The following is a 12,031-nucleotide window of genomic DNA, read 5'->3' as shown; positions in this document are numbered from 1 at the left end:
TCTTCATTTAAATAACTGTAGGCTCTCTACTTGAGGGAACCGACCATGACACCTTTTTCGAAGTATTTCTGGAAGAAAGGATACATTACAAGAAGCGGAAGACTGGAGACTACGATCGCTGCATATTTCATCAATTCAGACAATCGCGCTAACTCAGCCTGTTCCTTAATAGAAGAGACAATATTCGGATCAACCTTGTTCAGAATCAGAATACGCCGAAGTACGAGCTGCAGCGGATATTTATCTTGATTCTCCAAGTAGATCAGGGATTGAAAGAAATCATTCCAGTGACCAACGAAGGCATATAACGCAAGGACAAACACGATAGGCTTGGAAAGCGGTATGATAATGCTAAAGAAGATTGTGAAATCCGAAGCACCGTCAATCTTAGCCGCTTCGTTCATTTCCTTTGGCAAGCCCCGGAAGAACGTCCGGGCCAGAATAATGTTCCAGACGCTCACTGCACCCGGGATCACGAGCGCCCAGATGGTATCAAGCATGCCTAGACTCTTCACCACGAGATAAGTCGGGATCAGACCACCGCCAAAGAACATGGTGATAATGAAAAGCGTCATAATAACTTTTCTTCCGACGAAGTCGTCGAGCGACAATGGATATCCTGCAAAGACGCAGACAGAAACCGTTATCACTGTGAAAACGAAGGAATACAGCAATGCGTTCAGAAATCCACCAATGATTTTGTCATCCGATAAAATCATTCTATATCCCTCAAGGCTATAATCTGAGAAGTCGAAGGATAACCCCTTATTCAGAAGTGCCGTCGGTTCCATGAACGAAGCCACGACCATATAAATCAGCGGACCAATAATCGCTACAACGAGGAGAACTAGCAGGGTGAAGATAACACCGAGCACGATCCGGTCCATCTTGGTTGGTTTAATACTGTCCATGATGATCTCCTTTCCTATACAATTCCATCGCCATCGTTAACCCGTTTCACGATAAAATTCACCGTAAACAGCATAATGAGGTTAATGACAGTGTTAAACAATTCCACGGCAGCGGAGAACGAATAGTTCGCCTGCTGGAAGCCGATCCGATAGACATAAGTACTGATGACATCCGATTTCTCCATGTTCATTTCGTTCCACATCAGAATGGCTTTGTCACCGCCGCCGGCCATAATGCCACCTGCCGCGAGAATGATCATAATCGCAATAACCGGCCTGATGGTGGGTATATCGATATGCCGTATACGCTGAAGCAGGCTTGCACCGTCAAGTGTCGCCGCATTGTGCAGCTCCGGATCAACATTGGCCAATGCAGCCACATATATAATGGACGACCATCCAGCCCCCTGCCAGATTCCGGAGAGGATATACATCGGACGGAAATATTCCGGTTCTGACATAAACGAGAGCGGCATCCCGCCAAAGGCCACAACTAATTTATTGACCGGGCCTGTTGGAGAGAATAAGACAAAGAGCATACCCACGACAACAACAACAGAAATGAAATTCGGCGCATATAGGAACAATTGAATGTTCTTTTTCATCGCGGCCTTGCGCACCTGATTCAACATTAATGCCAGAATAATCGGCACCGGGAATCCCAGCAAAAGACCGTAAATGTTCAACTGAAGGGTATTGGATAACAATTGCTCAAAATTGGGTGCATTAAAGAATCGTTCGAAGTGATGAAACCCAACCCAGTCACTCCCCAAAATACCTTTGCGAAAGCTGTAGTCTTTAAAAGCGATCAGAACACCATACATAGGGAGATATTTAAAAATAATAGTCAATACGACTGCCGGAAGGACAAAAAGGTAAAGCCAATAGTTGTTCTTGATATACCTGAGTTTCTCCATAAGTCCTATGCGATTCCGGGCTTCCGGTCTTTTATTTTGTGTAATTCCAGAAGTTTGTTGCAAGGTCTCCTCCCCCTCAATACTCATTTGCAAAACATAATTGTGATTTTGGATACTTTTCGCGCGAAAGTAAGTGCTTCCATAAGTCACTGTCAACGGCTTAGCAAATTTAATTTACAACATCACGATTACTTCGTCAAGACTTTTTATGACTATAAAAGTAAACATATGCACACAATAAAAACACCATTTCATTTTAATAACGTAAAATTCATTGGTTTTTCTGCTTTAAATAACGAAATATTAGTTTTTTATTATGAAAAATCCATAACTAAGTGAATGCACACCGTACATTTTACTTGTGCATTTGTTTACTATTGCACAAAATGTAAACCTTATTAATCTTTCTTTTTACTTTTTATCCAATTGTTCATTTGTAACAATTAAGTTGACAATTACATTAATTTATACTACGATTATTTTGGTCGAGAACGCATTACTTCTGCTAAAGGAGCCATTATCTTTGAACAAAGAAAAAGTAACCATTCAAGATATAGCCGATTCGCTTGGACTTTCTAGGAATACCGTATCCAAAGCATTAAATAATAATCCCTCTATACCGGATGAGACACGCAACAAAGTGGTTAGGAAAGCTATTGATATGAATTACAAGCAGTTCGCCTTGTTCGAACAAGAAGGCACTCCTGCCAAAAAAACCGGCAATATCGCCCTGCTTACTGCAAATATGCCGAACAATTCACATTTTGGCACATCATTGCTAAGCGGCCTCGAACAAAAAATCAGCTCCGAAGGCTTCAATTTGTCGATACATATCGTTCGGGAGAATGAACTCGATTCGTCGGCTCTTCCTGTCAATTTCGACAAAAGTAAAGTAGATGGCATTGTCTGTATCGAATTGTTCGACAAGAGCTACTCGGAGTTTATTACATCATTCGGGATCCCGACATTATTCATTGACGCTTCAGCAGAACTGACGTTTTCTGAGATGAAGGCAGATATACTGCTGATGGAGAACATTCACAGTACTTTCAGTCTAACGAAGAAGCTCATTGATGAAGGAATTACGGAGATCGGGTTTATCGGCGATTCCCGCCATTGCATGAGCTTCAACGAGCGTTGGGACGGGTTCACCAAGGCCATGTATACCGCCCGGATTGATCTTGATGAATCCTTCTGCATTCTCGAAGACGACCGGCATATCGCTGACTATAAGTGGCTTAAGCAGCGACTAGCAAGCATGACTAATCTTCCACCCGCGTTCGTATGCGCCAATGACTACATCGCGATTAATGCCATTCGTATCTTAAAGGACCTGAATATTCAAATTCCTGGTGAGGTCAGGGTCTGCGGATTCGATAATTCCCCGGAGTCGCGAATCGTCGAACCCCACTTGACCACCGTTCATATCCACCGATCCGAAATGGGCTTTCTTGCGGCCGAGATGCTTCTTTCCAAAATCGAAAATCCCGGCAGACCTCCACTGGTTACGCATGTTAAGACGATGCCGGTTTTCCGTCAATCGACGGGTCATGTGGAGTAGACAGTATGGTGATGTGAGACAACTCAGCTGATGCTGACATCGGAACCCCTGCGCTGATGGCTGATCATCCACTGAAAAACCAGCTTTTCGTGGTAAAAACAAGTACATGTATCAAAAAGAGGACGGCTTATTCTGAATTCACAGAATAAGCCGTCCTCTTTATCTTGGGATTTATAGATATCACAGTGCATACTGATTTATCAGTAGAGTGTCGAGAAATTGCCTATGAAGATCCTGATGATTCGGATGGTGACAAAGGTGAGCATGGACTAATGGCTTTACTTGTATTATCCCATGAGCCTTTTGAATATAAAGGAATAAAGATTTCGCCATGCGCAAGCATCCTAGCTACAAGAATGGCTTGGACCCTCTCTTGGTTGGACTTGCACTAACTAGATAATGCGAGCCTCTGGGCACGCCTCCAAAATAAAGAGCTGTCCCAAGCAGCCATTTCATGGCTTTTGGGACAGCCCCTTTTTTATAGGAACTAAGCATTGAAGCTTGTATCTACTCCAGCTGAATTTCATTGTTATTTACCAAAGCTGCTTTTTTTGCCGATGCGCATCGGTGAGCCGCTAATTCAGGCGGTTCACCGCATGATTCGGCACGGCAAAGGCGACTATCGTCCCTTGACCCGGATCACTCTGAATGTGTAACCCCTTCCCATATAATTGTTTCAACCGTTGATTAATATTGAATAAACCCACTCCCTGCCTTTGGTTCGAACGTTTGTCGAATAGTTGTTGCAGCGTTTTTGTATCCATTCCCACGCCGTTATCGGCAACGGTTACTTCTGTACGATCCTCATATTCAGTGATGTGAATATGAATCATTCCGCCCGACGAACGACTCATGATGCCGTGCCGCACTGCGTTTTCAACAAGCGGTTGAATGGAAAGTGGGGGAAGCCTTAGTTCCATGTTCGCTTCGACTTCCCAAACCGTATTCAGCCTGCCTTCGAAACGTTCATTCTCGATATATAAGTAAGAACGTACGAGTGCAAGCTCCTGTCCAAGCGGAACAAGCAGCTCGGAATTTTGAAAGTTGAAACTGGCCCGTAGATAATTGCCGAACTCGTCGAGCAGCAGGCGCATCCTGTTCAGATTGACGTCGCTAAGCGCAGCTATTGCATTGAGGGCGTTGAATAAAAAGTGCGGTTGTATTTGCGCCTGCAGCCATGCCGCTTCCATACGCAGGCGTTCGCGCACGGAACGGTTCAAATCCGTTAATGCCCGTACCCGAACCTTTAACTCCATTGCATCCGCAGGCTTCACAATGTAATCGTTAGCCCCTGCCAAAAAACCGGCGGCGATATCCTCAGGCTTGTTGCGAGCGGTCAGAAGCAGAATGGGCAGTTCCGAGCTCGAATAGCGCTCTCGAATCGCTCTCGTTAACTCGTACCCTGACATGTGAGGCATCATGACGTCAGTAATAACAAGATCCCATACTCTCGTGCTCAGATGAGACAAGGCATCATTTCCGCTCGTAACCGAAATGATGTCGAAAGATTCCCCAGCCAGAATGTTCTCCAGTATTTTCAAGTTGAGCGGATCATCGTCCACAGCCAATACCGAAGGACGCACCGATCTCTCCACAACGGCAGAATCGTCATCCATACCGTAACGGATGTTCATGTCGGCAGCGGCGGCGGTTTCCGCATAGACAGGCGGCAGGCCGGCTGCAAAATCCGCTTCCCGTTGAACGGGCGAATCGGACAGCGCCAAAGCAAAGGTGAATACCGAACCTTGGGCAGAGGCAGATGTCACTTCCAACGTTTCGCCGTGCAGCTCTACTAACTGCTTGCAAATGCCGAGGCCCAGTCCGATGCCACCCCCGGGCGACGCCGTAATGCCAGAGTCACCTTGCTCGTAAGGGTTGAAGATTCTTTGCAGCATTTCCTCGTCCATGCCGACACCCGTATCCGCAACGCTAATGTACGCCTTCCCGTCTTGTGCGACCACCCGGATGGCGACAGTTCCCTCGTTGGTAAATTTGATTGCATTGTGAACGAGATTAAACAAAATTTGAATGAGCCGCTTTTCGTCTGCCATCACAGGAGGAAACTCGTTCGGAATCTCATTAACCAGCCGAATCGGTTTACTAACAGTCATGAAGCGAAGCATGTCGAATACGCCGGAAGCGACCGCCTGCACCTGAACGGTCTGCACATGCAGGCGGATGTTCCCCTCCTTGAGACGAGTCAAATCAAGCAGGTCATTTAACATAAACGACATGCGCCGGCCGACTGTTATCACCAGCTCCAAATTTTGGACACTCTCACCGCTCAACGAATGTTTTTCGCTGTCAAGGACGGTTTGCGCCATATGCAGCATTCCGTGCAGGGGATTTCGCAATTCATGGGATGTGTTCGCCAGAAAATCGTCCTTCTGCTTGTCTGCCACTCTTAACTGCTCATTTAGTTTGGCGTTTTCTTGGGAATTACGGAAGTACTGCTTAAACCAGTAAGCGGAAAAACTGATGATGGCCACCAGCACGTCAAACGGGAAATAAATGTTTATTACTTCCAAGTGAGCATTAATTAGTCCCCATGCGGAGCTGGATAATATACTCATGGTGGCAAGCAGCAGGAAGGGGGCACCTGGCTGATTTCTGGCTATAAGTTTGCCAATCAGATAGATAACCCAGGCCATTGGAAACCAATAAAGCAGCCTGAATAATTTAAATTCGATTAAATAGTAAATGAGCGGAGGCGGCATGACCAACACAAATCCTGAATACAAAGCCAGAACAATGGCGTACGTACGGAACAAAACCGTGTTTGTACGGAGCTTGACAAATATTCTGGTAATCAGCAGGAAAAAAAAGGGGACCAACGTGTACGAGAGCATCTTAATTTTCAGTGCCCATGCATAGTTGATGAAAGGCATACCTACCAGCAGCAGGCTGTCGTTATCAGACACAATTGTAAGCCCGGCGGTCAAAAGCAGCATGAAAAAGGCAAGCAACCCTTTTTGCCAACTGAACAGGTATAGCATCACGGCGTACAAGCCAAGAAACATCAGTAACACGAAGGTCACAATCTGAAAGCCAATGGAGATCCATCGTTCAGTATTGATGGCCGTATCCGCCCCGAATCGGATGGCTCTGACAATGCCGCCATTAAACGGATTATCAAAATTGGCCACGCGTACAAGCAGCTCGATCTCATTCACCCCGTTTGCCTTATAAAGCGGGGTATAAGAAATCCGGCGGGGCTTATATGTATTCGCTTGCTCAGCCGGTTGGCCGACTCCTGCTATCTGACCATTGAATTCAACAACGGAAGAGGCTTGAATTTCCTGAATCCAGAATTTGAAGGACTGTTGCGGCAAAGGGTCAATCAGAATGCGCAGCCGGTACGTACCGTAACCGAACGACGACTTTGAGCCTGCCGGTAAAGCACTTCGCCAATCTCCCGGAACCATGATATTACGCTTGTCCAGAGATATCCAATCCTTGTTTTCATGCGTGACGAATGCTTCCGGATAAAAATCCCACTCGCCATTCAGTGTAATGGAACGGGAGCTCGCGAAGTCCCAGCCGCGCAGATCGAGCACGCCTTGAACCGCACGAGGATGTTCAGGCGTAAGAAAAAACCCGGACCAAATCCACCGGACACCGAGAAGTATCGAGAGAAACAGGATGAACATCACAGCATACTTCAGGGCGGTTTTGTTTTTTATCCAAATCATACAGGGCTCACTCCCAACGTTTCGCCGTTCAGTTCTGCCAAATGCTTGAACATGCTAAGCACACATCCGGCAGCTTTCATAATTCGACAAGAACAGCGGGAATCCCTTGTTTCATAAATCGGGGGATTGGCACATTAGCCTGAGTTGTGAGACACAAAAAAAGAGGAGGCTGTCAGCCCCCTCTTAATCCTTAATACTAGTCGATCAACTTCGTAGCTTTCAGCAATCTTTCAACCATAGCCGTTGTTTCCGCCCGCGTCATGGCCGCCTTCGGGTTCAACTGCTGTCCGCCGGTCCCTTGCAGGATACCAGCCTTAATCAGTTGGGCTGCGGACTCCCGGGCATACCCGGAGATTTGGTCCATATCGCTGTAAGGAGCCAGAATCTGATTGATTTGTAGTGCGCTCAGCGCCTCTTGCGGCTGAACGATATGCAGGGAGCGGGCGATCATAGCGATGCCTTGCTCTCTTGTAATCTGTTCGCTGCCGTGGAACCCACCGTCTGCAAAGCCTTTGATAATGCCGAACTGGCTGGCAATTGTTACGGCATCGTGGTACCAAATCAACGGTGTTATGTCATTATACGGCGTACCCACTACACCTTGGCGCATTAAGCCCAGTCCACTTGCCACAATCGTGGCAAATTCCGAACGGTCAATACTGCGATTCGGGGAGAAGGTATTGTTGCCTGTACCTTCAAGCTGCAGTCTGGCTGCAATATTGTTGATGCTCGCTTGTGCCCAGTGGCTCTTCACGTCATCGAAATTTTGCGGATTCCAGATGACCGAGTAGCTGCCCTGGCTGCGCAGGTCGTTGATCATTGCAAAGTAACGGTTGTTGATTTTCGTTACGACTGTCGGCACATGGAACACGGTACCGTCCGGATTAACAATGACGCCAGTCGTAATTTTGTTCGGATCAATGCCTTCAGGCAATGCGATATAGCGGGGCGCGTAGCCCGTCAGTTGATCTGGCTTGACGGTTTGACCTTGGTAAGTGAAATTAAGCGACAGATCGACCGGATCAACGAGCAGATCGTAGCCGCCTTTGGTTGCCTGAGCTTTCGCTGCGGCTTTCAATGCGTCAGACGATTTCTTGATATCAATATCGACTGCAATTTCGCCAAGCGGCGCACCGTTCCATTGTTTAATGATTGAACCCAGATCCATTTGTTTACTTGGAATCGGATAAATAGCAAGCTGGTTCTCGATATTCAGCGTGGAGCCGGTATCGGACAACTGCTTCAGGGTTGCTGCGGTCAAACCTGCAACCTTGACCTCACCGTCGCCAGGCACAAGCACATTCAATTGCTGTCCGTTGCCTGTAGAGAGAATAGCTGATAGTTTATCTTGATCAATCACAACGGTCGTTACGTTGTTTGCCGTTGTGCCAGTTGCGAAGCCACTGTCCTCATTGTTTACGGTTGTTTTCACGCCCGGTGCCGGAGCAGGCGTAGCTGAAGGTGCAGGCGTAGCTGAAGGTGCAGGACCTCCGTTCGTGCCGGAGCCACCACTAGGGGCGCGCGTCACCGTTATGATATACGTCTGCGTGGTGCCGTCCTGCGCCGCTACGACCACCTTGATCGTGTTGATGCCAACGCTGAGCGGCAATGAATCGGAAGCGACGCCACTTGTCAAGTTAATCGGACCTTGTACCAATATGCCTTCGCTATTGTACACGCTCGCTGTCACCGTAGAATAAACAGCATCATATACCGTTGCCGTCACTGTCGTGTCGCTCACGCTGTTCGGCACACTTGTCGTATAGTTTGTGGTGTCTGCCGCAAATGCCGGGCTCAACGTGCTGCTAGACAGCTTCAAATCTTCCAAGCCCGCGTTGTTAGCTACTGTACGAATCACTGTTCCTGTGCTGATAGCAGACGCCAACTGCGTCGCTGTCGCTTTCACACGGGTTACAATTGTATAGTCCGTTCCTGGCATGAGCCCGGTGAACGTCGAACTATCTTGCCACGTCACTCCGCCGTCGATGCTGTATTCCTGACCAGTGACGGCTTGCATTGTAATGCTCGTTACTGTTTTGCTAACTTCTACCGGTGCTGCCGGAGCCTCGTCGCCGTCCGCTGCCGCTACCGCCCCCGTTGCCGCGCTCGTCACGCTTCCAGTCGCATGCGTATCGTCAGCGGTTACCATCACGGTGATCCCTGCGCCGAAGTCTTCAGCGGTTAACGTGTAGCTTGAACCCGTCGCATTCGTGATAGCGACTCCGTTCCGGTACCATTGGTAAGTCGGCACATTGGCTGACGTGTCAGGCGAATAAGTGATTCCCGATAAGTCCGCAGTCAACGTTTCACCAACTTTGGCGACACCGCTGATTCCCACGCTGCCTCCCAGCTCCGAAATCCCAATATTTTTTGTGGCAGTGATATTGTTGCTAATGACACCGGAATTATATTCGACAATAACTCCCGGATCAAAATATCCGCTGCTGCTGCCGTGTGTATTATTTACAGCTAAGTAACCTATTTTATTACTGGTCGTGTCTAGCAGAAGTGTAAGATGGTCATACGCTCCATTAGCCACAAACTCTTTCGATGTATCAAGACCTGTTGACTGGCTGTTAGATACATATCTTGTAGCGCTATAACTAGAAGTGTTCCAATTAGGTGCTGTAGTTTTAGTAGCGCCTATAAAGGTTAGAAAGTTCCAATTCCCTCCAAAGAGAGTTTTAAATTCTTTAAACATACTAGCAATCGCAAAAACATCTTGAGGATTATTTGCGTTTGGTTCTACAAGATGTCCGTTATTATTTGTTGCAATCGTCACAGCATCTTTAAAAGTCAGGGTAGCAGCCTGTCTCTGCACATATACAAAATGGCGGCCATTATAGGTACGCACAGATGTCTTCCCATCGGTCAATGGTGCCCCTGGCGCTACATTTACTGTTACGCTCTGGGTTTGCCCCACAGCTTTTGTAAATGTCAAGTTTTGAATAACAGTCCGAATATCTTCATACGTATTCCCATTTGAAAAATTGAACACTCTATTTACAGATGTAGATTTGTCAGTCACAATGCCGCTGATTTTTATGCCATTAATCAACTCGGTGATACCACTTGGAATAGCTCCGACAGTAATAGAGCCATTATTTACTGCCACAGTAAAGTATCCGCCTGCTCCATTCAGGGCACCTGTGCTTCCAAAAGTAGCATTGGACAGCTGATAGGTGGTTTCGGTTACACTAACAGGAGTACCAAGATCAATTGTAGATGTTGCAGCGGCTTTTACTTCTAATGGATGAAAAGGCATCATCGTCAATACCATAGCAATTGTAATTAGAACCGATAACATTCTTCGATTTTTTAATTTCATATTTTGTGTATACCTGCTAACGAAAGCCTATAGAAAATCTATAATTGCAGATTTCTTTCAGTTAAGCAGGGTTCTCCTTTCTTCTTGACAAAGTTTGTCTATCCCTTCTAACTCGGGCGCTTCTGCACACGCTGGAGTACAACAACCGTTCTTTTTTCTATTCCGCTTATACTCCCCCCTGCCCAAAGAGGCTTCAAGCCCCTTGATCCTATATCTTGATATAATCTACTTTCTTTCGACAGGTGTGATCATAACAAAAGGATCTTTACAGAATCTCTACAACTGCTTTGCATGCTGTTTTCGCTCAACGGCTGCTCGGACAGTTCTAATCATCCATTGTCAAAATTCCGATAATATTGGTGCAACAGGTCGAATCTTGCCAAAAAAACAATGCATACATGTTATGGAGTGTGAAATACATGAAGATCATGCTGGTGGATGACGAAGCGCTGGTGTTAAACCAGATTCGGCGGATGCTATCGGGATATCCCGGTATTTCGGTAGTCGGCTCGTTCGGGAATGCGCGCGAGGCTATTATGCGAATGCCGGAACTTCAGCCGGATGTCGTATTTTTCGATATTCACTTGCCGGAAATATCGGGAATCAAAGCGGTAGAGCTGGCTCACGAGGCTTGTCCGGAAGCTGATATTGTATTTATAACGGCATATAGCGAGTATGCTGTCCAAGCTTTTACGCTGAATGCGGTCGATTATTTGCTTAAACCGTTGCATCAAGCACGTTTGGATCAAACGATACAGCGGCTGATGCAAAAAAGAATGCATAAGGAAGATGTGCGCTCAACAGCGCCTTCCCGCATTCTGTGTTTTCGGTCTCTCCGTTTTCAGAGCAGCGGCGGGTCTCCGGAAATACCGAAATGGCGCACGGCAAAAACGCAGGCTCTGTTTGCTTACCTGCTGCACCAACGCGGCAATATCGTCCTCAAGGAGACACTTTTGGAACTGCTGTGGCCGGAGCTTGATGTGAAGCAGGCGGCGAATCAATTGTACACATCGATTTATCACATTAGAAAGTGCTTGAAGCAAATGGGCATCGATGCTCCCATTCAAAATACTACGATTCAAGAAGGCTACATACTCGACACAAGCCGCATTCGGATTGACGTGGATGAATGGGAAAACGGCCTGCGGCAGTTGAGCGGCGTAAATTTGACCGATAGTCATTCCGAGCTGCGGCGGTTGATTTCGCTTTATGAAGGGGACTATTTACCGGAAATTGGTTATGGGTGGGTGGAGGACGAACGTGAAAGACTACGGAAGCTATGGTATCAGAATGCCCGTTCATTAGCCCGATTCTATGAGAAAGCCATAATGCAGGAGGAAGCGCTGGCGATGTATGAGCGGATTCAGGAGGTCGAACCGTATAACGAAGAAGATGGACTTGCGCTGATAAAGCTGTATACGGCAAGCGGAAGGCACCAAGAAGCGGAGAGGCACTACCATAAGCTGGATCATCTGTTTTCAAACGAACTGCGGATCGGCTTGACCGATAAGCTGGTAGACTGGTTCGGACAAGCGAGAAAGAAATTACCCACCGCATACAGGAATTGAGGCAACCATTAAACCGCCCATCAATTGCGGGCTTCATCCAATCCGTTAAAGACT

General features: G+C 47.0%; 6 protein-coding genes. 2 read left to right on the top strand and 4 right to left on the bottom strand.

All coding sequences use genetic code 11. The features are described from left to right. Positions 1–26: 26 nt before the first annotated feature. Both NSQ73_RS06810 and NSQ73_RS06805 read right to left on the bottom strand, forming a co-directional pair. Positions 27–911: a carbohydrate ABC transporter permease gene (locus NSQ73_RS06810; RefSeq protein ID WP_340985831.1), complete on the bottom strand. Its 885-nt coding sequence runs from the start codon at positions 909–911 to the stop codon at positions 27–29. 14 nt (positions 912–925) lie between these two features. After that, positions 926–1,915, bottom strand: a complete 990-nt coding sequence (locus NSQ73_RS06805) for an ABC transporter permease (RefSeq protein ID WP_445669659.1) — start codon at positions 1,913–1,915, stop codon at positions 926–928. A 436-nt stretch (positions 1,916–2,351) separates the two neighbouring features. On the opposite strand from NSQ73_RS06805, the gene NSQ73_RS06800 reads away from it, so the two are divergent. Further along, positions 2,352–3,389 (top strand): LacI family DNA-binding transcriptional regulator, encoded by a 1,038-nt coding sequence (locus NSQ73_RS06800; RefSeq protein WP_340985829.1) that lies wholly within the window; start codon positions 2,352–2,354, stop codon positions 3,387–3,389. A 575-nt stretch (positions 3,390–3,964) separates the two neighbouring features. Here NSQ73_RS06800 and NSQ73_RS06795 read toward each other — a convergent pair. Both NSQ73_RS06795 and NSQ73_RS06790 read right to left on the bottom strand, forming a co-directional pair. Continuing rightward, the gene (locus tag NSQ73_RS06795; RefSeq protein ID WP_340985827.1) at positions 3,965–7,081 is read right to left on the bottom strand and encodes an ATP-binding protein; all 3,117 of its coding nucleotides are present in this window, start codon (positions 7,079–7,081) and stop codon (positions 3,965–3,967) included. 196 nt (positions 7,082–7,277) lie between these two features. Continuing rightward, entirely contained in the window at positions 7,278–9,620 is a 2,343-nt protein-coding gene (locus NSQ73_RS06790; RefSeq protein ID WP_340985826.1) for an S-layer homology domain-containing protein, read from the bottom strand. A gap of 1,208 nt (positions 9,621–10,828) precedes the next feature. Here NSQ73_RS06790 and NSQ73_RS06785 point away from each other — a divergent pair. Further along, positions 10,829–11,977 carry a response regulator gene (locus NSQ73_RS06785; RefSeq protein ID WP_076243849.1) on the top strand — a complete coding sequence of 383 codons (1,149 nt, stop codon included), beginning with the start codon at positions 10,829–10,831 and terminating at the stop codon, positions 11,975–11,977. Positions 11,978–12,031 lie beyond the last annotated feature (54 nt).

The sequence above is a fragment of the Paenibacillus sp. FSL R10-2736 genome, assembly GCF_038000245.1.
Classification (GTDB): domain Bacteria; phylum Bacillota; class Bacilli; order Paenibacillales; family Paenibacillaceae; genus Paenibacillus_AQ; species Paenibacillus_AQ phytohabitans.
This window is presented reverse-complemented; position numbering and strand designations above follow the sequence as displayed.

Excerpts from the sequence above, each read along its gene's own strand:
- NSQ73_RS06810 (WP_340985831.1), bottom strand. The coding sequence starts at position 911 with ATGGACAGTATTAAACCAACCAAGATGGACCGGATCGTGCTCGGTGTT.
- NSQ73_RS06805 (WP_445669659.1), bottom strand. The coding sequence starts at position 1,915 with ATGAGTATTGAGGGGGAGGAGACCTTGCAACAAACTTCTGGAATTACA.
- NSQ73_RS06795 (WP_340985827.1), bottom strand. The coding sequence starts at position 7,081 with ATGATTTGGATAAAAAACAAAACCGCCCTGAAGTATGCTGTGATGTTC.
- NSQ73_RS06785 (WP_076243849.1), top strand. The coding sequence starts at position 10,829 with ATGAAGATCATGCTGGTGGATGACGAAGCGCTGGTGTTAAACCAGATT.